Source organism: Caballeronia sp. LZ033, from assembly GCF_031451265.1.
Classification (GTDB): Bacteria; Pseudomonadota; Gammaproteobacteria; order Burkholderiales; family Burkholderiaceae; genus Caballeronia.
The window spans coordinates 811512-837319 of sequence record NZ_JARUXQ010000001.1; the positions used below are offsets into that span (position 1 = coordinate 811512).

The 25808-nt window shown below is 65.0% G+C and carries 25 protein-coding genes and 2 tRNA genes; 17 read left to right on the forward strand and 10 right to left on the reverse strand.

The window, feature by feature from the left end; translation table 11 throughout:
* Nucleotides 1-165: 165 nt before the first annotated feature.
* Entirely contained in the window at nucleotides 166-2481 is a 2316-nt protein-coding gene (locus QCE62_RS03615; RefSeq protein WP_309914417.1) for a DNA translocase FtsK 4TM domain-containing protein, read from the forward strand.
* A 32-nt stretch (nucleotides 2482-2513) separates the two neighbouring features.
* Nucleotides 2514-3194, forward strand: a complete 681-nt coding sequence (gene lolA, locus QCE62_RS03620) for an outer membrane lipoprotein chaperone LolA (RefSeq protein ID WP_309914419.1) — start codon at nucleotides 2514-2516, stop codon at nucleotides 3192-3194.
* A gap of 54 nt (nucleotides 3195-3248) precedes the next feature.
* Here the strand turns inward: lolA and QCE62_RS03625 are convergent, their stop codons facing one another.
* Both QCE62_RS03625 and QCE62_RS03630 read right to left on the reverse strand, forming a co-directional pair.
* Complete coding sequence (locus QCE62_RS03625; RefSeq protein WP_309914422.1) at nucleotides 3249-3719, reverse strand: hypothetical protein; 471 nt, start codon at nucleotides 3717-3719, stop codon at nucleotides 3249-3251.
* 237 nt (nucleotides 3720-3956) lie between these two features.
* Complete coding sequence (locus QCE62_RS03630) at nucleotides 3957-4859, reverse strand: LysR family transcriptional regulator (RefSeq protein ID WP_309914425.1); 903 nt, start codon at nucleotides 4857-4859, stop codon at nucleotides 3957-3959.
* A 114-nt stretch (nucleotides 4860-4973) separates the two neighbouring features.
* On the opposite strand from QCE62_RS03630, the gene speB reads away from it, so the two are divergent.
* Nucleotides 4974-5990, forward strand: coding sequence for an agmatinase (speB, locus tag QCE62_RS03635; protein WP_309914428.1), 1017 nt, complete (start codon nucleotides 4974-4976; stop codon nucleotides 5988-5990).
* A 21-nt stretch (nucleotides 5991-6011) separates the two neighbouring features.
* On the opposite strand, the gene cytX is transcribed toward speB, so the two are convergent.
* A complete protein-coding gene (gene cytX / locus QCE62_RS03640) occupies nucleotides 6012-7340 on the reverse strand; it encodes a putative hydroxymethylpyrimidine transporter CytX (RefSeq protein WP_309914430.1) in 1329 nt (442 codons plus the stop codon).
* Between the two features lie 179 nt (nucleotides 7341-7519).
* On the opposite strand from cytX, the gene QCE62_RS03645 reads away from it, so the two are divergent.
* The 4 genes from QCE62_RS03645 (at nucleotide 7520) to QCE62_RS03660 (ending at nucleotide 11636) form a co-directional block, all read left to right on the forward strand.
* Complete coding sequence (locus QCE62_RS03645) at nucleotides 7520-8836, forward strand: replication-associated recombination protein A (RefSeq protein ID WP_309914432.1); 1317 nt, start codon at nucleotides 7520-7522, stop codon at nucleotides 8834-8836.
* Between the two features lie 78 nt (nucleotides 8837-8914).
* Nucleotides 8915-10213, forward strand: coding sequence for a serine--tRNA ligase (serS, locus tag QCE62_RS03650; RefSeq protein WP_309914435.1), 1299 nt, complete (start codon nucleotides 8915-8917; stop codon nucleotides 10211-10213).
* A gap of 124 nt (nucleotides 10214-10337) precedes the next feature.
* Nucleotides 10338-10428 (forward strand) — tRNA-Ser (locus tag QCE62_RS03655).
* Nucleotides 10429-10640: 212 nt separating this feature from the next.
* Complete coding sequence (locus tag QCE62_RS03660; protein WP_309914438.1) at nucleotides 10641-11636, forward strand: Abi family protein; 996 nt, start codon at nucleotides 10641-10643, stop codon at nucleotides 11634-11636.
* 10 nt (nucleotides 11637-11646) lie between these two features.
* On the opposite strand, the gene QCE62_RS03665 is transcribed toward QCE62_RS03660, so the two are convergent.
* Nucleotides 11647-12000: a hypothetical protein gene (locus tag QCE62_RS03665; protein WP_409017781.1), complete on the reverse strand. Its 354-nt coding sequence runs from the start codon at nucleotides 11998-12000 to the stop codon at nucleotides 11647-11649.
* A gap of 206 nt (nucleotides 12001-12206) precedes the next feature.
* On the opposite strand from QCE62_RS03665, the gene map reads away from it, so the two are divergent.
* The 6 genes from map to QCE62_RS03695 all read left to right on the forward strand — a co-directional run bounded on the left by map (nucleotide 12207) and on the right by QCE62_RS03695 (nucleotide 16390).
* Nucleotides 12207-12989, forward strand: a complete 783-nt coding sequence (gene map / locus QCE62_RS03670) for a type I methionyl aminopeptidase (protein WP_309914444.1) — start codon at nucleotides 12207-12209, stop codon at nucleotides 12987-12989.
* A gap of 178 nt (nucleotides 12990-13167) precedes the next feature.
* Complete coding sequence (locus tag QCE62_RS03675) at nucleotides 13168-13692, forward strand: GNAT family N-acetyltransferase (RefSeq protein ID WP_309914448.1); 525 nt, start codon at nucleotides 13168-13170, stop codon at nucleotides 13690-13692.
* A 141-nt stretch (nucleotides 13693-13833) separates the two neighbouring features.
* Nucleotides 13834-14601, forward strand: coding sequence for a septum site-determining protein MinC (gene minC / locus QCE62_RS03680; RefSeq protein WP_309831050.1), 768 nt, complete (start codon nucleotides 13834-13836; stop codon nucleotides 14599-14601).
* An 87-nt stretch (nucleotides 14602-14688) separates the two neighbouring features.
* Entirely contained in the window at nucleotides 14689-15504 is an 816-nt protein-coding gene (gene minD, locus QCE62_RS03685) for a septum site-determining protein MinD (RefSeq protein ID WP_309914450.1), read from the forward strand.
* 9 nt (nucleotides 15505-15513) lie between these two features.
* Complete coding sequence (gene minE / locus QCE62_RS03690) at nucleotides 15514-15768, forward strand: cell division topological specificity factor MinE (RefSeq protein ID WP_035926261.1); 255 nt, start codon at nucleotides 15514-15516, stop codon at nucleotides 15766-15768.
* A 316-nt stretch (nucleotides 15769-16084) separates the two neighbouring features.
* On the forward strand, nucleotides 16085-16390 hold the full coding sequence (locus QCE62_RS03695) for a hypothetical protein (protein ID WP_309914453.1): 306 nt from the start codon (nucleotides 16085-16087) through the stop codon (nucleotides 16388-16390).
* A 314-nt stretch (nucleotides 16391-16704) separates the two neighbouring features.
* On the opposite strand, the gene QCE62_RS03700 is transcribed toward QCE62_RS03695, so the two are convergent.
* Nucleotides 16705-16884, reverse strand: a complete 180-nt coding sequence (locus tag QCE62_RS03700; RefSeq protein ID WP_309914456.1) for a hypothetical protein — start codon at nucleotides 16882-16884, stop codon at nucleotides 16705-16707.
* Nucleotides 16885-17169: 285 nt separating this feature from the next.
* Here QCE62_RS03700 and opgC point away from each other — a divergent pair, with 285 nt between their 5' ends.
* The gene (gene opgC, locus QCE62_RS03705) at nucleotides 17170-18366 is read left to right on the forward strand and encodes an OpgC domain-containing protein (protein WP_309914459.1); all 1197 of its coding nucleotides are present in this window, start codon (nucleotides 17170-17172) and stop codon (nucleotides 18364-18366) included.
* Nucleotides 18367-18392: 26 nt separating this feature from the next.
* Here the strand turns inward: opgC and QCE62_RS03710 are convergent, their stop codons facing one another.
* Together QCE62_RS03710 and QCE62_RS03715 are read right to left on the reverse strand one after the other, a co-directional pair.
* Entirely contained in the window at nucleotides 18393-19697 is a 1305-nt protein-coding gene (locus tag QCE62_RS03710) for an MFS transporter (protein WP_309914461.1), read from the reverse strand.
* Between the two features lie 317 nt (nucleotides 19698-20014).
* Nucleotides 20015-20503 carry a TonB family protein gene (locus QCE62_RS03715; protein ID WP_309914463.1) on the reverse strand — a complete coding sequence of 163 codons (489 nt, stop codon included), beginning with the start codon at nucleotides 20501-20503 and terminating at the stop codon, nucleotides 20015-20017.
* A gap of 130 nt (nucleotides 20504-20633) precedes the next feature.
* Here QCE62_RS03715 and QCE62_RS03720 point away from each other — a divergent pair, with 130 nt between their 5' ends.
* Nucleotides 20634-20792 carry a hypothetical protein gene (locus tag QCE62_RS03720; RefSeq protein WP_309807578.1) on the forward strand — a complete coding sequence of 53 codons (159 nt, stop codon included), beginning with the start codon at nucleotides 20634-20636 and terminating at the stop codon, nucleotides 20790-20792.
* A gap of 33 nt (nucleotides 20793-20825) precedes the next feature.
* Here the strand turns inward: QCE62_RS03720 and QCE62_RS03725 are convergent, their stop codons facing one another.
* A complete protein-coding gene (locus tag QCE62_RS03725) occupies nucleotides 20826-21149 on the reverse strand; it encodes a hypothetical protein (RefSeq protein WP_309914467.1) in 324 nt (107 codons plus the stop codon).
* A gap of 451 nt (nucleotides 21150-21600) precedes the next feature.
* Between QCE62_RS03725 and QCE62_RS03730 the strand changes: the two genes are divergently transcribed.
* The gene (locus tag QCE62_RS03730) at nucleotides 21601-23676 is read left to right on the forward strand and encodes a heavy metal translocating P-type ATPase (RefSeq protein ID WP_309914469.1); all 2076 of its coding nucleotides are present in this window, start codon (nucleotides 21601-21603) and stop codon (nucleotides 23674-23676) included.
* 15 nt (nucleotides 23677-23691) lie between these two features.
* Nucleotides 23692-24012 (forward strand): zinc-ribbon domain-containing protein, encoded by a 321-nt coding sequence (locus QCE62_RS35245; RefSeq protein WP_404987271.1) that lies wholly within the window; start codon nucleotides 23692-23694, stop codon nucleotides 24010-24012.
* A 436-nt stretch (nucleotides 24013-24448) separates the two neighbouring features.
* On the opposite strand, the gene QCE62_RS03735 is transcribed toward QCE62_RS35245, so the two are convergent.
* Together QCE62_RS03735 and QCE62_RS03740 are read right to left on the reverse strand one after the other, a co-directional pair.
* Nucleotides 24449-24538 (reverse strand) — tRNA-Ser (locus QCE62_RS03735).
* Between the two features lie 57 nt (nucleotides 24539-24595).
* Nucleotides 24596-25786 carry an MFS transporter gene (locus QCE62_RS03740; RefSeq protein ID WP_309919590.1) on the reverse strand — a complete coding sequence of 397 codons (1191 nt, stop codon included), beginning with the start codon at nucleotides 25784-25786 and terminating at the stop codon, nucleotides 24596-24598.
* Between the last annotated feature and the right edge of the window lie 22 nt (nucleotides 25787-25808).

Sequence of the window (25808 nt, forward strand, 5' to 3'; positions counted from 1 at the left end):
GGTTTGCGCCCATGACGCCCGCGTGACGAGTGTTACAGGTTGCAAGCGCCGGGGCGTTTTTACGCCGTTCCCCGCAATGCAGCGTTTACAATAGGCCACCGTTCCAGGCGGTCCCGGCGCACCGGCCGGCGAGGCCGCAAGCAGGCGACACCAAGCATCGAATCAATGGCCAAAGCACCTTATTCCGCGAGCCCGCAGGCACTGCCGCACCGCATGTCGCGGCTCTTCACCGAGATTCGCTGGATCCTCCAGGTCGCGCTCGGACTGTTCCTCGTGATGGCGCTGCTCTCGTACAGCCGCAGGGACCCGAGCTGGACCCACGCCGTCAGCGTCGAACGCATCGCGAACTGGGCGGGCCGCGTCGGCGCTTATACGTCGGACATCCTGCTGCTCGTGTTCGGGCTGTCCTCTTACTGGCTGATCGTGCTGCTCGCGCGGCGCATCATCGCGAACTATCGCCGTATCACGCAGCCGCCGGTCGTCGATGAAGACGCGCCGAAGGACCGCACCTGGCTCGCCGAAGCCTTCGCCTTCGTGCTCGTGCTGCTTGCCTCCGACGGCATCGAGGCCTTGCGCATGTGGTCGCTCAAGGTGCAGCTGCCGCGCGCGCCCGGCGGCGTGATCGGCGACATGGTCGCGCGCCATGTGTCGCACGCGCTGGGCTTCACCGGCGCCACGCTGTTCCTGCTGATCGCGCTCGCCATCGGGCTGTCGCTGTATTTCCGCTTCTCGTGGCTCTCGGTGTGCGAGAAGGTCGGCGACGGCATTCTCAACGCGATCACCGGCGCGCAACTGCGCCGTGAGGCCGGCCGCGACCGCAAGCTCGGCGAGGCCGCAGCGGTCAAGCGCGAGGGCAAGGTCGTGCGTTCGCGCGAGAAGAACGAAGATCACGAACCGGTGATGATCGTGCCCGCCGTGCCCACGCCGGCGCGCTCGGAGCGCGCGGAAAAAGAAAAGCAGGTGCCGCTCTTCAAGGACCTGCCGGGCGACTCCACGCTGCCGCCGCTGGCGCTGCTCGACCCGCCGCCGAAGACCCAGGAAACCATCGCCGCCGATACCCTCGAATACACCTCGCGTCTCATCGAGAAGAAGCTGAAGGACTTCGGTGTGGAAGTGAGCGTGGTCGCGGCGTATCCGGGTCCGGTCGTCACGCGCTATGAAATCGAGCCCGCAACGGGCGTGAAGGGCAGCCAGATCGTCGGTCTCGCGAAGGATCTGGCGCGCTCGCTGTCGCTGGTGTCGATCCGCGTCGTCGAAACCATTCCGGGCAAGAACTACATGGCGCTCGAGCTGCCGAACCAGCGCCGCCAGACCGTCAAGCTCTCCGAGATCCTCGGCTCCGAAGTCTATGCGAACGGCGCGTCGCCGCTGACCATGGGTCTCGGCAAGGACATCGGCGGCAATCCGGTCTGCGCCGATCTCGCCAAGATGCCGCACTTGCTGGTCGCGGGTACGACGGGCTCGGGCAAGTCGGTCGGCATCAACGCGATGATCCTCTCGCTGCTTTACAAGGCGAGCGCGGATCAGGTGCGGCTGATCCTGATCGACCCGAAGATGCTCGAAATGAGCGTCTACGAAGGCATTCCGCATCTGCTGTGTCCGGTCGTCACCGACATGCGCCAGGCCGGTCACGCGCTCAACTGGGCGGTCGCCGAAATGGAGCGCCGCTACAAGCTGATGAGCAAGATGGGCGTGCGCAATCTCGCGAGCTTCAACAGCAAGATCGACGACGCGAAGAAGCGCGACGAAAAGATTCCGAATCCGTTCAGCCTGACGCCGGATGAACCGGAACCGCTCACGCGCTTGCCGAACATCGTGGTCGTGATCGACGAACTCGCCGACCTGATGATGGTGGTCGGCAAGAAGGTCGAGGAACTGATCGCGCGTATCGCGCAGAAGGCGCGCGCGGCGGGCATCCACCTGATTCTCGCGACGCAGCGGCCTTCGGTGGACGTGATCACCGGCCTCATCAAGGCCAATGTGCCGACGCGGATGGCGTTCCAGGTTTCGTCGAAGATCGACTCGCGCACGATCCTGGACCAGCAGGGCGCGGAGTCGCTGCTCGGCATGGGCGACATGCTCTATCTGCCGCCGGGCTCGGGCCTGCCGGTGCGCGTGCACGGCGCGTTCGTGTCGGACGAGGAAGTGCATCGCGTGGTGGACAAGCTGAAGGAGCAGGGCGAGCCGAATTACATCGAAGGCCTGCTCGAAGGCGGGCTTGCCGGCGAGGGCGACGAAGGCTCGGCCGGCGCGAACGGAACCGGCGGCGCGGACGGCGAGTCCGATCCGTTGTACGACCAGGCGGTCGAGGTCGTCATCAAGAATCGCCGCGCATCCATTTCACTGGTGCAGCGGCACTTGCGCATCGGCTACAACCGCGCGGCGCGGCTGCTGGAGCAGATGGAGAATTCGGGGCTGGTGTCGGCGATGTCGTCGAACGGCAACCGCGAGATCCTGACGCCGGCGCGCGACGCCGAATGACGCGCGGCGCGAATCAAAGGGAGAACATCACGATGCAACACCATACGGGGAGCCGCACGCTCAAGGTCCTGAGCGCCGCATTGTTTTCAGCGTCGATGCTGCTGGCGTCGCACGCCTTCGCGAGCGGCACCGAACAGCTGAAGGCGTTCGTGTCGCAGGTCAAGGCCGCGCGCGGCGACTTCACGCAACAGGAAATCAAGGCGCCGGGCAAGGCCAACAACGGCGCTACGTCCACGCCCGTGCCGACCAAGGGCACGACATCGAGCGGCACGTTCATGTTCGCGCGGCCGGGCAAGTTCATCTGGTCTTATCAGAAGCCGTATGCGCAGGTCCTGCAGGCGGATGGCGACAAGCTCTACGTGTACGACAAGGATCTGAACCAGGTCACCGTGCGCACGCTCGGCGGCGCGCTGGGTGCGAGCCCGGCGGCCATCCTGTTCGGCAGCAACGACCTGGACAAGAACTTCAACTTGCGCGATGCGGGCGAGAAGGGCGGCATCGACTGGCTCGAACTCACGCCGAAAGCGAAGGACACGCAGTTCGAGACGGTCGGCATCGGCTTCAAGGACGGCAACCTGCAAGCGATGGAACTGCACGACGTGTTCGGCAATGTCACGCTGCTCACGTTCTCGAACATCCAGAAGAACCCGCCCATCAAGAGCGATGCGTTCAAGTTCACCGTGCCGAAGGGCGCGGACGTGATCAACGGCTGATCATCGGCTGATCTACACGGCCCGGCGCCCGCCGGGACGCGCTTTCATCGCGGCTCAGTTGTAGCTCGTCGTCAGCAGGACGCGGGTCACGGACGCGGGCGTCTCGTCGAGCGCGCGCATCGACAGCGTGCCGCCGAGTTTGCCTACGTGGTAAGTGCCGCCTGCATCGGACGGCGTGGTGTTGCCCCGGCTGTCGGTGAAGCGGGTCGCGAGCAAACGCGCGCCGGATGCCGGGCTGTGTCCGATCACCGACATCGACACGCCAGCGCTCGGCGCATCGCTTGGCTCGGCGGAGAACATCACGTGCGCGGTGCGCCCGCTCGTCTGGTCGATCCGTATCGGGGAGGCGGTCGCAGAGGCATTCCCCGATCCAACCGATACGCCGAATGGCGAGGCCACGATCGATCCCGTGAAGTAGATGACGCCGCCGTTCGTGCCTGCGCTCGCCATCGCGCAGTAACTCATCGCGCTGGCCAGAACGAGTTGTCCGGCCCGTCGTGCCCTACCCAGCTTTGCGTCGATCATGGTTCCCTCGTCCTAAGAGAAGGTGCTGCCCGTCCGCGATGGTCAGTCAGCGCTGCAACCGAGCACGCTTCCGGTCCTTCGGACCCGTTTGTCGCGCTCAATTTTGAGATGTTCATGAATTGATATTAGGAGAAGTCGTATTGCCTGATCAATAAGATTCCGGTATTGGATTTGTAGAAAATTGTCATGCTTGTGGATGGGCCAATAACGGCTGAAAACGCCTGCCTAAAAGCAATCTCAGCCGTGCGCAGCCTGCATGTCTTCGATGAACGCTTCGACGATCTCGCGTTTCGCACCGCCCGCACGCCGCGCACGCGTGACCATCTGGAACGCGACGCGATAGCGCATCGCTTTTGGATTCAGCGGCGCGAGCAGTCCTTCCTTCACATACGGCGCGGCGAAATGCTCGGGCAGATAGCCGAGATGCTGTCCCGAGAGCACGAGCATCGCGACGGCCTCCATGTTGTCGGCGACCGCGCCGACGAGTCGCGGCGCAAGCGTCCCGGCCTCCGGCAGCGGATAGCTGCGCCATGCCCAGTCGTGCTCATTGGCCTCGCTCATGCGCACACGTCCCGCACGTGCGTACAGCGGATGCCCGCGGCCGCAATAGGCGAGCTGTTCCTCGGCAAAGATCTCGACGTAATCGAGCGACGGCACGCGATGCCAGAAATAGCCGATCGCCATCTGGATGCGTCCTGCGAGCAGCATTTCCTCGAGTTCGCCCGGCGAGCGCACGAGCACCGCGAAGCGCACGGATTCGTCGCGCTGGCGAAAGCGCGCGATGGCTTCGCTGACGCGTGCGTTCGCGCTGACCGGTGTATTGCCGATCATCCCGAGCGTGAGCGTGCCGACCAGCGTCTTGCCGACGTTGCGGGCGGTGGAGTCGAAGGTGTCGATGGCCGCGAGCAGCGTGCGGCACGCCTCGACGAACTGTTCGCCGCGCGAAGTCAGCGCAAAGCCGCCGCGCCCGCGCTCGCACAGGCGATAGCCGAGCCGGGTTTCGAGCGTCGCGAGCTGCGTGCTGATGGTGGATTGCCCGACGTTGAGCGTGGCCTGCGCCGACGACACGCCGCCCGCGTCGGCGATGGCGAGAAACACGCGGATCAGCCGGAGATCCAGGTCGGACAAGTGAGAGAACATGCGCGCCGCCGATACATCGATAAAAATCGATGTGAAGTTGTTTTTGTCGTCATTTTAACGCCGGAGCAAAGCGGCTATGAATGGCAGCATACCCATCCTGATTCATCCGACGCCATGAATACTTCCGCGCTGTTTGCCCCCGCAGAACACTTCGATTCCCACTTTCTCGACGCCCGCGCCGAACGTCCGCAGCCACTTTCCGGCAACCAGATGCCGCGCTGCGGCGGCATCACGACGATGATGCGTCTGCCGCATGTCCCGTCCGCCGCCGGGCTGAATGCTTGCTTTGTCGGCGTGCCGTTCGATCTCGGCACGTCCAACCGCACCGGCGCGCGCTTCGGCCCGCGTCAGGTGCGCAGCGAATCCGTGCTGCTGCGCCCGTACAACATGGCGACGCGCGCCGCGCCGTTCGATTCGCTGCGCGTCGCGGATATCGGCGACGTCGCGATCAATCCCTACAACCTGCTCGATTCCATCGACCGCATCGAGCGTGCGTATCGCGAGATCCTGCAGCACGACTGCACGCCGCTCACGCTCGGCGGCGATCACACCATCGCGTTGCCGATCCTGCGCGCGATCCACGCGAAGCACGGCAAGGTCGGGCTGATTCACATCGACGCCCACGCGGACGTCAACGACACCATGTTCGGCGAGAAGATCGCGCACGGCACGCCGTTTCGCCGCGCGGTGGAGGAGGGCTTGCTGGACTGCTCGCGCGTCGTGCAGATCGGCCTGCGCGGCACCGGCTACGAGGCCGGCGATTTCGACTGGTGCCGCGAGCAGGGCTTTCGCGTCGTGCAGACCGAGGAATGCTGGAACAAGTCGCTCGCGCCGCTGATGGACGAAGTGCGCGCGCAGATGGGCGACGGTCCCGTCTACATCACGTTCGATATCGATGGCATCGATCCGGCTTTCGCGCCCGGCACGGGCACGCCGGAAATCGCCGGCCTGACGGTGCCGCAGGCGCTGGAGATCGTGCGTGGCGCGCGCGGGCTGAACATCGTCGGCGCGGATCTGGTGGAAGTCGCGCCGCCCTACGATCCGTTCGGCACCACGGCGCTGCTCGGCGCCAATCTCGCCTTCGAACTGCTGTGCGTGCTGCCGGGCGTCGAATATCGCGCGGCGCGTTGAGCGACCGGCTTGCTCGCGGCCTTACGCGTACGCGCGCCGCCGTCCCGCCACGAGCAGCAGATAGCACACCGCGCCGAGCGCGAGCGCGGGCAACGTCGCGCCGAGGTTCGGCAGCCACTGGTTGATCGCGTGATAGGCGGCAATGCCGACGCCCCACGCAATGAACGCGCTCACATGCCAGCCGCCGGAATAGCCATAGCGGCCGGTGGGATCGGCGAGCACGGCGGTGTCGATGCGGCGTTTGCGCACGATGAAGTGATCCGCCAGCACCACGCCGAAGAGCGGCGCGAACACCGAACCGATCAGCAGCAGGAAGTTCTGGTACTTGCCCATCTCGACCACCAGCGCGACCAGCGTACACAGCGCCCCGAACGCGCACGACAGCAGCGGCACGCTGGCGCGCGCCCACAACGTGCCGGTTGAAACGGCGGCGGAGTGGATGTCGGCGAAGGCGTTGTCGGTTTCATCGATCAGGATCAGGAACAGCGCGAGACCGCCGCCCGCCTGCGCGAACGCGGTGGTCAGCAGCGCATCTCCGCCGCCGGCCGCGAGACCGTAGATCGCGCCGAGCGCGTAGAACCAGAGATTCGCGATGCCGTAGCCGAGCAGCGTGCCGCGGAACGTGCCGCCCGCGCTGCGGCCGAAGCGCGTGTAGTCGGCGATCAGCGGCAGCCACGACAGCGGCATCGCGACGACCAGGTCGATGCCCGCGCCGAACGCCATCTCGCCGGTGCCGGGCCGCGCCATCAGCGCGGCGAGATCGTGCTTCGCGAGCAGGTTCCAGGTCAGCCAGCCTGCGCCGCCGAGCAGCAGCCAGATGCCCCAGGTGCGCAGGAAGCGCCGCACGAAGGACAGCGGGCCGCTCACCGCGAGCAGCGTGGCGAGCACGCCGAAGATCAGCGTCCAGACGATCGGCATCGAGAAGTGGAAGGATTGCTTCGCGAGGGCATCGGCGGAATCGCGCATCACGATGATCTCGAACGAGCCCCATCCGACCAGCTGGACCGCGTTGAGCACCGCCGGCACGGAGGCGCCGCGCACGCCGAGCGTCGGCCGCAGCGAGGACATGGCGGCGAGCCCGGTGTCCGTGCCGATCACGCCCGCGAGCGCCAGCAGCACGACGCCGACCACCGTGCCGATGCCGATCGCCGCGAGCGCATGCGGCAGCGACAGTCCCGGCACCAGCAGCGCGCCCGCCTGCGCGACCAGCAGGCCGATGCCGAGCGAGAACCACAGCGCGAAGGCGTCGCTCGTCGCGAAGGCGCGCCGTTCGGGTGGCACCGGGGTGAGCGGCGCGTAGGTGGAAGTTTCGCCGTGCGCCGCAGCGTTCGTGGTGTGCTCTTGCCCCATCGGATTGCGTCCTCATATGGTCGATGCGTTGTCCGAGACGGTCACGCGCAGGCGGGTCCGATGCCCTCGCGGCCCGGCTGTCATAATGACCCGTTCCGCCACCGGCCGGCGCCTCTCTCGGGAAGCGCGAGATTATCGCCGCGATCCACCCAACCGCGTCAACCTGCATCGCACAGCACATGTTCGAAGAAAACCGTGGCACCGTTCCGCTCGCGGAGCGTCTGCGCCCCCGCACCATCGACGACGTGATCGGCCAGAAACACCTGCTTGGCCCGAGCAAACCGCTGCGCGTCGCGTTCGAATCGGGCGAAGCGCATTCGATGATCCTGTGGGGCCCGCCCGGCGTCGGCAAGACCACGCTCGCGCGCCTCATGGCCGACGCGTTCCACGCGCAGTTCATCTCGCTTTCGGCGGTGCTGTCCGGTGTCAAGGATATCCGCGAGGCGGTGGAGATGGCGCAGATTCATCGCGCGAACGGGCATCAGACGCTCGTGTTCGTGGATGAAGTGCATCGCTTCAACAAGAGCCAGCAGGACGCCTTCCTGCCGCACGTGGAGTCCGGCCTGTTCGTGTTCGTCGGCGCGACGACCGAGAATCCGTCGTTCGAGGTGAACAGCGCGCTCTTGTCGCGCGCGGCCGTCTACGTGCTGAAGAGCCTCGACGCCGACGAACTGAAGGAATTGCTCGAGCGCGCGAGCCGGGAACTGGGCGGCCTCACGTTCACGGACGAGGCCCGCGATGCGCTGGTCGGTTCGGCCGACGGCGACGGCCGCAAGCTGCTGAACAATCTCGAAATCGTCGCGCGCGCGGCGGCGCAGCAGAAGCAGGGCGAAGTCGACGGCGCCTTGCTCGGCAGCGCGCTCGCCGAGAACCTGCGCCGTTTCGACAAGGGCGGCGATGCGTTCTACGACCAGATCAGCGCGCTGCACAAGTCGGTGCGCGGCAGCAATCCGGACGGCGCGCTGTACTGGTTCTGCCGCATGCTCGACGGCGGCGCGGACCCGCGCTATCTGGCGCGGCGCATCGTGCGGATGGCGTGGGAGGACATCGGACTCGCCGATCCGCGGGGTGCGCGCATTGCGCTCGACGCCGCCGAGACCTACGAGCGCCTCGGCACGCCGGAAGGCGAACTGGCGCTCGCACAGGCGTTGATCTATCTGGCGGTCGCGCCGAAATCGAATGCCGGCTACAACGCGTACAACGAGGCGCGCCGCTTCGTCGGCCGCGATCAGTCGCGCGGCGTGCCGGTGCATCTGCGCAATGCGCCGACCAAGCTGATGAAGGAACTCGGCTACGGCCACGAATATCGCTACGCGCACGACGAACCCGACGCCTACGCCGCCGGCGAGACCTATCTGCCCGACGGCATGCGCGAGCCTTCGTGGTATCAGCCGACGCCGCGTGGGCTCGAAGGCAAGATCGGCGAGAAGCTCGCGCGCCTTAGCGATCTCGACGACGCGTGGCGGCGCGAACACCGCGACGACAAGAAGCGCTGAGGGCTGATGCCTGTCCGGCCGGCGCTGGCCGTGCGCTAGAATCGACGTTTCACGAATACTCAACCAGCAGCCCCCGCCATGCTCGATATCCAAACCCTCCGCAAAGACCTGGACGGCGTCGCGAAGCGCCTCGCCGACCGGGGCTTCACGCTCGATGCCGCCGCGTTTGCCGCGCTCGAAGCCGAGCGCCGCGAGATCCAGACGCGCACCGAAGAACTGCAGGCGCGCCGCAACAGCCTCTCGAAGCAGATCGGCGCGATGAAGGGCCGCGGCGAGGACACCTCGGCGGTGATGGCGGAAGTGGGCGGGATCGGCGACACCATGAAGGAGTCGGCGGCGAAGCTGGACGACGTGCAGAAGCGCCTGTCGGACCTGATGCTCACCGTGCCGAACCTGGCGCACGAGAGCGTGCCGGTGGGCCGCGACGAGACGCAGAACGTCGAGGTGCGGCGCTGGGGCACGCCCCGCGCGTTCGACTTCGAGATCAAGGACCATGTGGATGTCGGCGCGCCGCTCGGCCTCGACTTCGAAACCGGCGCGAAGCTGTCGGGCGCGCGGTTCACGCTGTTGCGCGGACAGATTGCGCGGCTGCATCGCGCGCTCGCGCAGTTCATGATCGACACGCACACGGAGCAGCACGGCTATACCGAGGCGTACACGCCGTACATCGTGAATCCGGAGATTCTCTACGGCACGGGCCAGTTGCCGAAGTTCGCGGACGACATGTTCCGCGTGGAGAAGGGCGGCGAGGAGAACACGGTCACGCAGTACCTCATTTCGACGTCCGAGATCTCGCTGACCAACACCGTGCGCGAGAGCATTCTCGACGCAGCCGCGCTGCCCGTGAAGCTCACCGCGCATTCGCCGTGTTTTCGGTCCGAGGCGGGCTCGTATGGACGCGACACGCGCGGCCTGATCCGGCAGCATCAGTTCGACAAGGTGGAGATGGTGCAGGTCGTGGCGCCCGAGCATTCGTACGCCGCGCTCGACGAGATGGTCGGCCAGGCCGAAGCCATCCTGCAGAAGCTGGAATTGCCGTATCGACTGATCACGCTGTGCACGGGCGACATGGGTTTTTCAGCGGCGAAGACCTTCGACCTCGAAGTCTGGCTGCCGGCGCAGAACACGTATCGCGAGATTTCGAGCTGCTCGAACACCGAGGCTTTCCAGGCGCGCCGCATGCAGGCGCGCTTCCGCAATGCCCAGGGCAAGCCGGAGTTCGTGCACACGCTGAACGGCTCGGGACTGGCGGTGGGCCGCACGCTCGTCGCGGTGCTGGAGAACTTCCAGAACGCGGATGGCTCGGTGACGATTCCCGCCGTGTTGCGGCCTTATATGCGTGGTCAGGAGCGCATCGAAGCCGCCGTGGGCGCATGACACTGGCCTCGCGCTTATTTTGCTGAAGGTTGGCAAAAGGGGCTTGGCAAGGTTCCGAGAGTTCGATATAGTTTCGTTCTTCGCCGAGCAACGACCGGCTTGACGAAGGCCCGAGAGGGTAGACGGAGAGGTGGCAGAGTGGTCGAATGTACCTGACTCGAAATCAGGCGTACGGTTTTCCCGTACCGTGGGTTCGAATCCCACCCTCTCCGCCAAGAACATAGAAAGCATCAAACAGAAAGGCCGCCCATTGGGCGGCCTTTCGTCATTTTGGCGTATGCAAGGCAATGCCGCCTATGTGGCGAACATCTCGATTTGATTTTCCTTGTTGACGGCTTCCATCAGTCATTTGGAATCACTCTCCAATATGTCCCTCACCTCTGAGCCCGATCGAAAGATTGGTGTCCCATGTGGGGGATTTCCATTTGTGGCGACCGATCCTTGCCTGACGGCAACCGACAAGCCGGAATTCTCTCCGTTAAAACTGCACCGCCCTTACGCAGACCAACTGGACCTCCTGAAATCGCGAAACTTGGCTGTTGGTGACGATGCTGCGGCTTTAGCAACGCTGCAAGGAATCGGCTATTACCGTCTGGTTGGCTACGGGTTCCCGCTTCGCGTCCCGACTCCGGGCAGCGATGTCCGCCGTAGCGACGATTCTCTCGACGGAGCGTCGTTCGAATTGGCCGAGGCAGTCTACGAGTTCGACAGGAAATTGAGATTGCTCGTCCTCGACGCCATCGAGAGAGTCGCGGTCGCGGTGCGCGTCGATATCGCGCATTTGCTTGGGCGGCGGCATCGTCGCGCCCACGAACCAACAGCTCAGTTGGACGCGAATTTCTGCCAGAAACGACAGGGCCCAAGGAGGCTCACGCGACATCAAGAGTGGCTGGAAAAATACAAAGAGGCACTGAGAAAAAGTCGCAAGGAAGATTTCGTCGCTCATCATGAGCAGAAATACGGCGCAGCGCTTCCGATCCGGGTCGCCACAGAGATTTGGGACTTCGGCTTACTGTCGAAATTTTTCGCCGGGATGAAGTGCGGCGATCAGAACAAGATCGCGAGCCGATATGGAATCAGCGGACAGCATCTGGCGTCATGGCTACGCACGATCGACTTCGTGCGAAACGTCGCTGCGCATCATTCACGGCTGTGGAATCGCAACCACCCCGAACCACCGAAACTTCCCGACACTCAACCGCATCAATACCTGCACCATTTGGCGAGAGATGAATTTGCGCGGCGGCGGACGTACGGCACGCCGTGCATCCTCGAAACCATGTTGCGAGTCATTCGCCCGGAAAGCGGATGGTCTGGCGCAGTGAAAGCGCATTGGCTTCCTTTCCCGCAGTCGGAGCTCGTGAACATTCGCGCCGCAGGTTTCCCGCCGGGCTGGGAAAGTGAGCGAATATTGATCCGCTAGCCCGTCGCACTCAGGTCGTACACCGCGCAATATCGAACCGCAGCTCCGGCTCCGGCACACCGCCATCGTCGCTGGATGACTGTTGCACCTTCACCTCCGACCCGTACACCGAAGGCGTCAAGGTCACGAGCCACGCATTCGACCCGACCATCAGCTCGGTCGAACCCTGCGCGCGCCTGGTCTGCGCGGACGGAATCATGCGTTGCAGGCAGCTGGAAATATCCGACGCGGGCCGCGCCGATGAAACATGGATCACGGGCTTCGACGCGCGCAACTCGGGACCGCTCGTCGAACTGCAGGCGGCGAGGGCAGCGGCGCTCGCGGCCATGGCAAACAAATGGGCAAATCGAGGCAAGGTAGTCACGCTCCGGCAAGTCTGAACCGGGGCCACTAAAACACAAACCCGCGTGCATCACAAGCGTGCATGTCCGCAACCGCGTCCTCACCCCTCCGGCCAAGGACCGGCGGCGCCGGAATGCTATCATCGGCCCCATTGTCCTCGTGCGCCGTCCGCCTGAAATCCGGTCGAAGGCCGCGCACGCAGGCCGCTGAACCCATCTGCATCGCCCCATGGCCATCACGCTCAAGACTCCCGCAGACATCGACAAGTTGCGCATTTCCGGCCGCCTGGCCGCCGAAGTTCTCGCGATGATCGGCGAACACGTCCGTCCCGGCGTCACCACCGACGAACTCGACGCCCTCTGCAACCGCTTTATCGTCGACGAACTGAAAGCCATTCCCGCCAACGTCGGCTACATGGGCTTTCCGAAAACCGTCTGCACCTCGGTGAATCACGTCGTCTGCCACGGCATTCCCGGGCCGAAGGAGCTGAAGGACGGCGACATCATCAACATCGATGTCGCGATCATCAAGGACGGCTACTACGGCGACACGAGCCGCATGTACTTTGCCGGCACGCCGAACGCGGAGGCGCGCCGCCTCACTGAAACCACGTACGAGGCGATGGTGGCCGGCATCCGCGAAGTGCGCCCGGGCGCGACGCTCGGCGACATCGGCGCGGCGATCCAGGGCGTCGCGCACCGGGAAGGCTTTTCCGTGGTGCGCGAATACTGCGGCCATGGCATCGGCCGCGTGTATCACGAAGATCCGCAAGTGCTGCACTACGGTCAGCGCGGCGCCGGACTGCGCCTCAAGCCGGGCCTCGTGTTCACGATCGAGCCGATGATCAACGCAGGCCGCGCCGCCACGCAGCAGTCGCGCGACGGCTGGACCGTGACGACCAAGGACCGCTCGCTGTCTGCGCAATGGGAGCACATGGTGGCCGTGACCGAGGACGGTTTCGAGTTGCTCACGCCCTGGCCGGACGGCACCGGCGCGTACGCGGCGCCCTGAATGAGCGAAGCGACCATGAGCACGGCTACGCATTGCCATGTGCGCTGTAAAGCACTTTCCCGGATTTAGGAATTGACGGGTCCGCCCGATCGGTTGAAGCTACGCCCATGGCTGAACATGCCGGACCGGCCGCACGAGCCGCACGCATGGAGCCTGAAGTCAGAGAGAAATTGCCCGCATGAGTCCCTCATTGACCGTCAGCCGCATCGCCGCGCAACAAGGTCCGGTCCTGCGCGAACTTCGCACGGCATCGCTGCGCGAGGCGCCTTACGCATTCGGCGAGACGCTTGAAGATGCGCTGCTGCTCGAACCCGCCCAATTCGACGATACCGCCGCGCTGCACGCCAGCGCCGACAAGCTCGCAACTTTCCTGCTGTACACCGAAGGCCATCCCTGCGGGCTCGTGCATGCGTACATCGAGGACGCACCGGGCGGGCGCGCCTTCGTGAACGCGCTGTGGGTCGCGCCGGCGGTGCGTCATCTGCGCGGCGGCGAACTGCTCGTGAACGTCGCATCGCAATGGCTCGCGGAGCAGGGCGCGGCCGACGTGCACGCGTGGATCGCCGATGAGAACCGCACCGCGATGCGCTTCTACGAACGTCTGGGCTTCGGCCCGACCGGCGATCGTCGCGCCATGCCCTTGCATGAGCAGGAAGCCGAATCCCTCTTTGTGCATCGGCTGCATTCCGGGCAGCCTGTCTAAGCGCGCATCGCGGTCACGTCGAGCGTGCGCGCGGCACGCATCTCTCGTCGCACTTCGCGTTTCCGATAGCTGAATTCGAGCCAAAAATTATGGCCGTGTGCGACAACGCCTGTAAAATACGCAAAATTTTTGGCCGTTCCTATGTCGCTCAACAAAACGCCCTATTTCGAACTGCGCAGCGGCTCCGTCGACACGCTTCTCTTCGTCGTCAAGACTCCCGACCTCGATGCCTTGCGCACCGAACTCACGCGGCGTTTCGAAGCGACTCCCGAATTCTTCGCAGGCGATGTCGTCGCCATCGACGTTCGACGTCTCGCTGAAGGCGAGCGCATCTCCCTCGCGGAACTCGAGAAGCTGCTTGCCGGCGTGCGCATGCGTCCCATCGGCGTGGTCGCGCTGCCCGCGCAGACGTGGGCCATCCAGTGGGCCAACGAAGGCGGCCTGCCGATCCTCGAAGCACGCGATCGCCGGGGCGCGCCGAAGCCTTCCGTCGACGAAGCCAAGCCCAACACCGAGGCCGCCGCCGTGATCGAGGCGGCCGTCGCCAACACGCCGCCGCCCGCGACGCTGCCGCAACCGGCGACCATCATCGACCGGCCGTTGCGCTCGGGCCAGCAGGTCTACGCGAAGGGCGACCTGATCGTGCTCGGGCTCGTGTCCTACGGGGCCGAGGTCATCGCGGAAGGAAACATCCATATCTATGCGCCGTTGCGGGGCCGCGCGCTCGCGGGCGTGCACGGCAACCTCGACGCGCGGATCTTCTGCACCTGTCTCGAACCGGAACTGATCTCCATCGCGGGAATCTACCGGACCACCGAGAACCCGCTGCCGGCCGACGTGCTGAGCAAGCCGGTGCAGATCTGGCTGAACGAAGAAAAACTGATGATCGAACCGCTGCGGCTGACCTGACGAGTCGCCTCCACCCGCGCGCCACCGATGCCCAGCGCGCGCTCCAGGCAACGCGAGCGGACCTATTGACGAACACAAGGTACTTGTATGGCAAAAATCATTGTGGTGACTTCGGGAAAGGGCGGCGTCGGCAAGACGACCACCAGCGCGAGCTTCGCATCGGCGCTCGCCTTGCGCGGCCACAAGACGGCCGTGATCGACTTTGACGTCGGTCTGCGCAATCTCGACCTCATCATGGGTTGCGAACGCCGCGTGGTGTACGACCTGATCAACGTCATCCAGGGCGAAGCCAATCTGAACCAGGCGCTCATCAAGGACAAGAAGTGCGAGAACCTGTTCATCCTGCCGGCTTCGCAGACCCGCGACAAGGACGCGCTCACGCTCGAAGGCGTCGAGAAGGTGATCGACGAGCTGGTCAAGATGGACTTCGAATACATCATCTGCGATTCGCCGGCGGGCATCGAATCCGGCGCGCTGATGGCCATGCACTTCGCCGATGAAGCGCTCATCGTGACGAATCCGGAAGTCTCGTCGGTGCGCGACTCGGACCGCATCCTCGGCATTCTCTCGTCGAAGACCAAGCGCGCGATGGAAGGCAAGGAGCCGATCAAGGAACACCTGCTCATCACGCGCTACAACCCGAAGCGCGTCTCCGAAGGCGAGATGCTGTCGCTGAGCGACATCCAGGAGATCTTGCGCATCGATCTGATCGGCGTGATTCCGGAGTCGGAAGCGGTGCTGCACGCATCGAACCAGGGCTTGCCCGCCGTGCATCTCGACGGCACGGATGTCGCCGAATCGTACAAGGACGTGGTGTCGCGCTTTCTCGGCGAGCAGAAGCCGCTGCGCTTCACCGATTATCAAAAGCCCGGCCTGCTGCAACGCATCTTCGGCACCAAGTAAGGGGACGCAATGTCGATTCTTTCGTTTTTGCTGGGCGAGAAGAAAAAGTCCGCTTCGGTCGCGAAGGAACGCTTGCAGTTGATCATTGCGCACGAGCGCGCAGGTGGCAAAGCCGCCGCCGATTACCTGCCGGCGTTGCAACGGGAACTCGTTGCGGTGATTTCGAAGTACGTGAAGATTTCCAACGACGACATTCGGGTCAGCCTCGAACGTCAGGACGATCTCGAAGTGCTGGAAGTGAAGATCGAAATTCCGCAGGCGTGACGTCGTGCGGCGCGTCTGCGTGCCGCACCGTTTGCTTTACAGGAAGAGCCGGAATCGCGAGATTCCGGCTCTTTTCGTTTGCGGCGCTATCGTTTGCGTGATTCTCTTGTCGTTCTTCGAGGTGGCGCGAGCAGGCGCATCGACAGTCGCTGACACTTGTCCACACATCGTTTCGAATTCGGGCCTCTGGCACGCCTGCGCCTGTCATCGCATCGGCCGGTCTACACATTGAACTGTTTCGCGGAGGTTCCTGCGCCGCGAGCTTTGCCCGCGCGCCCTGCGCGCGCGTTCGATGTTTTTCGACAAGAGGTCGTTCATGAAAGTGTCCCTTCGCCGCCTGCTCGTTCAGATCGCGATCATCGCCGCCGGCGCCGTCACGCTGTCCGGGGCGTACGCCGCCGCGGTGATCATCGCGCCGAGCGCGCCGCCCGCGCCGCGCTACGAGCGCATTCCGCCGCCGCGTGCGGGCTTCGTCTGGGAAGCCGGACACTGGGTCTGGCAGGGCCGTTACGTCTGGGCCGCCGGACGATGGGTCGAAGTGCGCGCGGGCCGGCGCTGGATCGCGGGCGTGTGGTCGCCGTATCGCGGGCAGTATCGCTATGTGCCGGGACACTGGATCTGAGTCGGGTCATTCCGCGATGCCGGGCACGCTCCGAGCGTGGGAAATCCTGAACCGACGAAGCGGGCCAGGCATGTTCGCTGCGAGTGAGCGAAGCATTGCTTGAACTACGGCATGCGCAGGGCGGAAAAAAGAACAGGCGCGAGGCTTTCGCCTGGCGCCCTTGAACGTTCCCGCGTTAGCAGGAACGGAGAGGAGAAGGGAGTCGTTCGAGCAACCCGAAAAGAACCGGTCGCCTGAACGCCATTGCCCGATGTGACAGCCTCCTGGCAACAGAGTTCAAACGGTTTGAAATTTCTTGCGAGCGGACGAGCAGGTCAGGCGGTGAGCACCTCGAACGCGACGACCGCGAGAATGGCGCCGACATTCGCAATGACCGCTTCGACGACCACGCCGCGCCAGGTTGCAGGCCGGAACTTCACGGCGAGCAGCAGGGCGCTCAGCAGCGCGATGGCGATCATTGCAACCAGATGCGAGCCTTGAAGATGAAAACGCATGGTGGCCTCCCGATTGAAGCGCGAATGAAGAATCCGCGATTGACGCTGCCGAACCGTTTTGGTTTTGTCGAGCTTGTTTCGATGCCGCTTCGAGTATAAGCACAGCAAAAATGACTGAATAGCGGGCCAAAAAGTCATTTTGCCGCCAGCTTGCCGACTGACATCGGGTGTTACTTTAAATACCGGTCGATAAAGGGAATTTCCTCTCGGGAGTCAGTACAAACCCCGTATGCGCGCGCGACGTTCCTGTCGCCGTGGAACCGCAGCCCGTGGAGCATTCACCAGATGACTTCCCCGACAACACGTTCTCTCGAAGTCGATTTCTTTCGAGGAATCGTGCTGCTGATTATCGCGGTAGACCATATAACGGGAAGTGTGCTGTCGCGCTTCACGCTGCATCAATATGCCTTTTGCGATTCCGCCGAAGTGTTCGTCTTCCTGGGCGGTTACGCGTCGGCGGCGGCTTATACGGCGCTTGCGACTCGCCGTAGCATCAAGGCCGCGCGCCGGCGTTTTTTCCGCCGCAGCTGGGAAATCTATCGCGCTTATCTGTTCACGGCCTTCCTGATGCTGATCGGCGGCGGCCTGATGATGGCGCTGAAGATCGACACGCCGATGCTCCAGTACACCGAATGGCCCAATTTCCTCGCGCGGCCACTGGGTCTGATCGGAGAAATCGTGACGCTCAGGCAGCAGCCGTATTTGTCGGCGGTATTGCCGATGTACGCCGTCTTCGCCCTCGCCGTGCCCGTGATCGTGCCGCTCGCGCAGAAGAAGCCGGTGGTCGCGATCTTCGCAAGCCTGCTGGTCTGGCTCGCGGCCGCGCCGCTCGCACGCGCGCTGCCCGGCACCTATGCGGAAGCGTGGTCGTTCAATCCCTTCGCGTGGCAGCTGATGTTCGTGACCGGCATGCTCGCGCGCGTCCAGCCGATCAGCGAAGGATTCCATGCGAGCCGCATCGCGCGCGGGCTGACCGCCGTGGCGATTGCGGTCGCGCTGGTCTTCGCGTTCTACAAGCTGTTCTTCGAAATGCAGCCGCCGCCGGGATTCATGAAACAGAATCTTGCGACCCTGCGCATCGTGAGCTTCGCCGCCATCGCGTGGATCGTCGCGCGCGCGGTGTATGCCGGTTGGATCGGACGGCTCGCGCGCAGGCTGCCGGGCATCGTGACGATCGGGCAGCAAGGGCTCGTGTGCTTCATCGCGGGGGCGTGCGTGTCGCTCGTGCTGGATTCGGCGCTGCGGGCCATGGGCGTGCTCGGACTCGGACGCTATCCGTCGCACTGGATCCTGGGATTGATCGCGGATGGCATCGCCATCGTCACGCTGCTGGCGCTCGCGCGTTTCTGGGCCGATCGCAAGGCGGCGAAGGCCGCGCGCGACAAGGAGGTCAGGCAGGCGCAGCGGCCGGCGCCGCCGCGCGTCGCGCTCGTCAACGGCCGGCCGGTGCCCGCGCAGGCAGGCAACCGGCACGACCGCTGAGCGGCGCCAAGTTTATTCGAGCGTGCTCATTCCAACGTGATATCGCGGGTCTCGCGCATGCACAGCACGGCGATGAGGCTGACCGCCGCCGCCGCCGATACATACCCACCCACCCACGTCAGGCCGCCCCGGTTCGCGAGCAATTGCGCGATATAAGGCGCCACCGACGCCCCCAGAATCCCGCCCAGGTTGTACGCGACGCCCGCGCCGGTGTAGCGCACGTTGGTCGGGAACAGCTCGGGCAACAGCGCGCCCATCGGCGCGAAGGTCACGCCCATCAGGAACAGTTCGATCGTCAGGAACAGCGCCACCTGGATCGTGTTGCCGCTGCCGAGCAGCGGCGCCATCGTGAATCCCGACAGGATCGCGAGCAGGCAGCCGACTGCCAGCACCGGCTTGCGTCCGAAGCGGTCGCTGGCGATTGCGGAAATGGGCGTGGCGAGCGCCATGAACAGCACCGCGAAGCACAGCAGGCCGAGGAAGGTCTCGCGCGCGAAATGCAGCTTGCCGACGCCGAACGACAGCGAAAACACCGTCGAGATGTAGAACAGCGTGTAGCAGACGACCATCGCGAACGCGCCGAGCAGCGTGGGCATGAGGTGACTGCCGAGCAGCGTCGCGACCGGCACCTTGACGCGCTCCTCGCGCTCGACGGCCGCGCGGAACGCAGGCGTCTCCGCGATTTTCAGGCGCACGTACAGGCCGAGCGCGACCAGTACCGCGCTGACGATGAACGGGACGCGCCAGCCCCAGCTGCGGAACTGTTCGTCGGTGAGTGACAGCGCCAGACCGAAAAACAGGCCGTTGGAGGCGAGGAAGCCGATCGACGGCCCGAGCTGCGGGAACATCCCGAACAGCCCGCGCTTACCTTTGGGCGCGTACTCGGTGGCCAGCAGCGCCGCGCCGCCCCATTCCCCGCCGAGACCGATGCCCTGGCCGAAGCGCAGCACGCACAGCAGGATCGGCGCGAGGCTGCCGATGGAATCGTAGCCGGGGACGAAACCGATCAGCGTCGTGGAGAGGCCCATGACCAGCAGCGAGGCGACGAGGGTCGACTTGCGGCCGATGCGGTCGCCGAAATGTCCGAACAGGAACGAGCCGATCGGCCGCGCGACGAACGCGATGCCGAAGGTGACGAACGCCGACAGTGCCTGCGCGGCGGGCGAGTCGTGCGGAAAGAACACGGGTCCGATGACGAGCGCGGCGGCGGTCGCATAGACATAGAAATCGTAGAACTCGATCGCGGTGCCGATGAAGCTCGCGAAAATCACGCGGGAAGCGCTTTGGGATCCGTCGCCGGGCTTGGCGGCGGAGAGCGAGGGTGAGGACATGCTGTCTCCGTTGTCTTGGCGTTGATGCGTGTTGCGTTGATTCGTGCTGCGTCGGGGCGTGGCGCCGTCGACTGTCGCCGTCGACTGTCGCGTCAGCTTCTTGTAGGGATGGTCATGCGATGACAGCGGTGACGCTGGGAGCCAGCGCCGGGCGGCATGCGCGAGTACCGCGCGTGGTCGCGGCGCAGATGGGCTGCGCCTGAGGCGCTTCGCAGGGCGCGCGGGGTGGGCGCGGGGCGAAGGCCACGCCGGAAGCAGGTCCGGCCGGGGTGCGAAAAATTATAACGAGCGTGCGTGGCGACCGCCACCGGTCGATGCTAGTCGATGGTCGTCGCCTGCGGCGAGTGCGAGGTTTGCAGCTGGAACTGGCCGTTGTCGTTGAACATCCAGCCTTCGAACAACTCCAACTGGCCATTGCCGTTCAGCAGCCGCGCCGGCGGTGCGGGCAACGGCGCCGCGCGACGCAGCGAGGCGAGCGCGGTGGCTTCGGCTTCGTCGTCGCCGTTGGTGCGGTACACGGACGAATCGACCAGCCGGCCGCCGCGATCCACCGTGAACGCGACGAGCACGAAGGAACGCAGCATCGCTTGCGGCGTGCCCTTGAGCACCAGCGACGGATTGCGCTCGAAGATGCGTTGCGCGATGCGCTGCTTGTAGTCGTCGAGGGTCGAGCCTTGCGCCGCGGGCGGCGCGGTTGTGCGCGCCGCGACGACACCGGGCGGCGGCGTGAAGGTGCATGAAGTCAGCGCGAGCACGGCGCATGCGCCGAGCAGGGCGGCTACGGCGGAACGGAGAGAGGCGGACATGGGAGGGCACCGTGGAAGACTCTGCTTCCATGGTAGTGCCTGCGGGCCGGATGGGCGACGTCGACACGATCGTGCGGGCGCGCGACTTGCTGCCTTGGCTTTCACAAGGAAAGCTTCCAAGGAGCCGATCATGAACGCAGACAATCAAGCGCCGGACAATGCCCAGCCGGCCGAGCATAGCGACAACGAAAAGAGCAAGCTGCCGGAGCGGAGCGACGAGAACCGCAAGCAAGGACCGAATGACCGGCCCGGCAAGGAATCGGGTGAGGGCGAGACGCCGGTGGGCTAAAGTACGGCGCCTTCAGCGGACAGCGGGCGTGAGTCAGTCGACGTAGGGTTTGACCAGTTCGGCGCAGCGCAGCGGCGCTGATGCTCTTACCGCGCCCGTTTCCGCCGCGCGGGTTTCGACGCAGCGGAACACGCTGTTGGTCTTCTGCAGGATGTAGGTGTCTTCAGGCAGACCGGTGCTGCGGGCGGCCACGCTCGTCACCGAGACGATGCCGTAGCCGTTCTGGATGAGTTCGAAGAAGGTGGTTTCCGAATGCCGCCATTGCGCATTCGGGTTGGGCTGGGCTTGCGCCTGCATCGGCAGGCTTGCAGCCAGCAACGCGCCGAAGAGAAAGGGCAGGATGCGGCCTGATTTCATAAGCGTCTCCGCGTAGTGATCGATGTGGGCGGTTAGATGGGCCTATGGCCTGTCTGTTCACTGCGATTGTCACGCATGACCGACAAAGCCCTGCTGATTCCTGATTTCCTTCGCATAGCGACATGCACGCGTTGGCGTGCTTTCGCGCGGAATGACTGTTTTCAAAGAATCGTCCCTTGACCCTGGAGTTCCTCCAGGGTGTTTACTCGCCCCATGGCGTTAAGGGATAGCGAAAATGAAACAGTGCTGCGCAGGACATGATTCGATCATCGAGCTTCGAAAGGAGCAGGACGTGCGTGCCGTCGGACACGCACATTGTGGCGGGCATGAACATGGTCACGATCACGACCACGGCCATGAACACGACCATGCACACGCCCACGACCACCCCGCGCTGACCCCGTCCGTTACCTTGGGTGGCTTCGTCCGCACGCAGATGCGCATCGCGCAGATGGACTGCCCAACCGAGGAAGCGCTGATCCGCAAAAAACTCGGCGCGCTGCCGGAGGTCAGCGAGATGCAGTTCAACCTGATGCAGCGCGTGCTGACGGTCGTGCATCGGCCCGATGGACTCGATGCGGTGCTCAAGGCGCTCACGTCGCTCGGCTTCGCAGCGGAACTCGCGGATCACGCACAAACCGGCGCCCGCGCCGCCTCTTCCGCGCCGTCCCGCAAGCCCATGTGGCTGCTCGGTGCGGCCTGCGTCACCGCCTTGAGCGCCGAAGCCGCGAACTGGCTGGGCGCGCCCGAATGGCTCGTCGCGGCGCTCGCGGTGCTGGCGATCGCGGGTTCGGGCGTCGGCACCTACAAGAAAGGCTGGGTCGCCATACGCAACCTGAACCTCAATATCAACGCGCTGATGAGCATCGCGGTGACCGGCGCGCTCGCGCTGCGCCAATGGCCCGAGGCCGCGATGGTGATGGTGCTGTTCACGATCGCCGAACTGATCGAGGCACGCTCGCTTGATCGCGCGCGCAATGCCATCGAAGGATTGATGAAGCTGGCGCCCGACACCGCGACCGTCAGGCAGCCGGACGGTCCGTGGCGCGACGTCGAGGCTACGGCAGTCAAACTTGGCGCCATCGCGCGCGTGCGGCCGGGCGAGCGCATCGCGCTGGACGGCAGGATCAGCGCGGGCCGCTCGACGATCGATCAGTCGCCCATCACCGGCGAGAGCCTGCCCGTCGAGAAAGGGCCCGGCGATGACGTCTTCGCCGGCACGATCAACCAGTCCGGGTCGTTCGAGTACGAGGTGACGGCTGTGGCCGGCCAGTCGACGCTCGCCCGCATCATCCATGCAGTGGAGAACGCGCAAGGCACGCGCGCGCCGACGCAGCGCTTCGTCGATCAATTCGCCCGCATCTACACGCCGAGCGTGTTCCTGGTCGCGGTGGGCGTCGCCGTGCTGCCGCCGCTGCTGTTCGCGGGCGCGTGGCTCGCGTGGCTGTACAAGGCGCTGGTGTTGCTCGTGATCGCGTGCCCGTGCGCGCTGGTGATCTCGACGCCGGTGTCCATCGTCAGCGGGCTTGCCGCGGCGGCCCGCAAGGGCATGCTCGTGAAGGGCGGGACCTTTCTGGAACAAGGCCGGAAACTGCGCTGGCTCGCCCTCGACAAGACCGGCACGCTGACTCACGGCAAGCCGGTGCAGGTGGCGTTCGAACAGATGACGAACGATCTCCCGGACGCGGAAGTGCGCGCGATCGCCGTCAGCTTGTCGAGCCGCTCCGATCATCCGGTATCGACGGCCATCGCACGCGCCGGCGCGGCGGATGCGGTCGGTTTGTTGCCCGTCGACGAGTTCGAAGCGTTGCCGGGACAAGGTATCGCGGGCCGGGTGAACGGGCGTCGCCATACGCTCGGCAATCACCGGATGGTGGAAGCGCTCGGCCTGTGTTCGACGGAGCTCGAAGCGCAACTGCAACGCCATGAGAAAAACGGCAGGACCGTCGTAATGCTCGCCGATGAAGAGCGCGTGCTGGCGCTGTTCGCCGTCGCGGACACGGTGAAGGACACGAGCCGCGCGGCCGTCGCCGAGCTGCATGCGCTGGGTGTGCGCACCGTCATGCTCACCGGCGACAACGCGCATACCGCGGCGGCGATTGCCCGCGAAGTGGGCGTCGATCGCGTCGAGGGCGATCAGTTGCCCGAGGACAAGCTGCGGGCTGTGGAGCAGCTTTCGGCGGGGGGCACGACGGTGGGCATGGTCGGCGACGGCATCAACGATGCGCCGGCGCTGGCGCGCGCGGACGTCGGCTTCGCGATGGGCGCGATGGGCACGGACACGGCCATCGAAACCGCCGATGTCGCGCTGATGGACGATGACCTCAGAAAGATTCCCGCGTTCATCCGCTTGTCGAAGGCGACGCATCGCGTGCTGGTGCAGAACATCGTGCTGGCGCTGGGGATCAAGGCGGTGTTCCTGGGGCTGACCATCGGGGGCATCGGGACCATGTGGATGGCCGTGTTCGCCGACGTCGGCGCGAGTCTGCTCGTGGTTGGGAATGGTTTGCGTCTGCTGCGCAAGTGACTTGGGAGAGATGGCATGAACTGGTTCGAGCGCGCGTTTGGCGGGCATCGTGGAGATGCGGTGCAGGGCGGGCATGGCCGTCGGCATGAAGGGAGTCATGGACATCATGGCGGACAAGGGAACGAGGGCTGGGGACGGGCGCCCGCTCCGGCGGCGCCGACGCGTCCGCCCGGCGGTGTGAGCTGCCCGCGATGCAATACGAGCCAGCAGGAAGGCGCGCGCTTCTGCTCGCAGTGCGCGACGCCGCTCGTGCCGCAGTCGTGTGGGCAATGTCGTCAGGCACTCGTGCTAGGCGCGAAGTTTTGCAGCCAGTGCGGGACGGCAGTGGGGGCTTGAAAGATGGGTTGTGCGGGAGCGGCGAGGTTCGCCTCGGCGCTCTTCGATGTCGGGCGCGGCGCAAAAAAATGTCCGGGCGGGAGTGCCCGGACCAAAGCACGACGGGCCACCAGTTCCGTCGTGCGCGTGGCCTGACGACGACCTGGACGCGGCTGGCTCGTGCAGCGCGGGGTCGTCGAGGTGAGGTGCGTCGGCGCCGTCCTGAATGTCCTGAAAGACGGCGGCGCTGCTGCGTCCGGTGGTATTCGCTAGTCCCGCGAGCGGGTGGTCCGAATCGGATCGGGCCGGTGCGGCAGCGTCAGGGATAGAGTACGAAACGGCCGCGTCGCCACGATGAGCGGGAGATGAGAAAGTGATCATGTGAAGTGGCGAGAGAACTGCGCGGAAACGACAAAGCCCCATGAGTCGGCGACTCATGGGGCTTTTGATTGGGTGCTGGCGGAGGCGGTGAGATTCGAACTCACGGAAGGATCGCTCCTTCGCCGGTTTTCAAGACCGGTGCCTTAAACCGCTCGGCCACACCTCCAGCAAGGCGCGTATTGTAGCGCAACTCTCCGGCAGGAAGCCGCATCGCTTCAAACCTTCACCCTTCCAGCGATTTCGTCGCCCGCAGTGCCGGAAACAGCCGCATCCACAGCAGCGCGACCGCGATCGTCCCGATCCCGCCGATCAGCACCGCCGGCATCGCGCCGAACAGCCCCGCCGTCATGCCCGACTCGAACTCCCCGAGCTGATTCGACGTTCCGATGAACAGCGAGTTGATCGCGCCGACTCTTCCGCGCATGTCATCGGGCGTCTGCAACTGCACGAGCGATGTGCGCACCACCACGCTGATCACATCCGATGCGCCGAGCACGGCAAGCGCGATCAGCGAGAGCACGATGTCGTGCGACAGCCCGAACAAGATCGTCGCGATGCCGAACACGATCACGCCGCCGAACAGCGCCGTGCCCGCGCGCTGCCGCAGCGGAAAGTGCGCGAGCACGATCGAGCCCGTCAGCGCGCCCACCGCCGGCGCCGCGCGCAGCACGCCGAGTCCCCACGGACCGGTATGCAGGATGTCGCGCGCATAGACGGGCAGCAGCGCCGTCGCGCCGCCGAGCAGCACGGCGAACAGATCGAGCGACAGCGCGCCGAGAATCACCGGCTTGCTGCGAATGAAGCCGATGCCCGAGAACAGCGCCTCGAACGACAAGGGCGCGCGCATTCGGACCGGTTCGTCGATGCGGATCGCCGCCACGGCCCACGCCGCCGCCAGGAACGCGATAGCCACCGCGCCATACACCGTCAACGCGCCGAAGCCATACAGCAGGCCGCCCAGCGCCGGGCCGAGAATCATCGCGGTCTGGTTCGCCGAAGTGGACCATGCGGTCGCCTGCTGCAACTGCGTGCGTGCGACGAGGTTGGGCAAGAGCGCCGCCATCGACGGCGATTCGAACGCACGCGCCGCGCCCGTGATCGTGGCGATGGCATAGATCGGGCCGACGTGATTCCAGCCGTGCCACGCGCCGAGACACAGGGCGAGCGCGCCGATCCCCTCGATTCCCTGGCAGACGTACGCGATGGTGCGCCTGTCGTAGCGGTCCGCCACGTGCCCGACGACCAGCGTCAGCACGAACATCGGCAGGAACTGCGCGAGTCCGACGAAGCCGAGCGCATAGGCGCTATGGGTGATCGAATAGACTTGCCAGCCGATCGCCACGGACATCATCTGGAACGCCACCGACGACATCACCCGCGCGCTCCAGAACAGCGCGAACGGACGATGCCGCATCACCGAGCCGGACGCCGCCGTC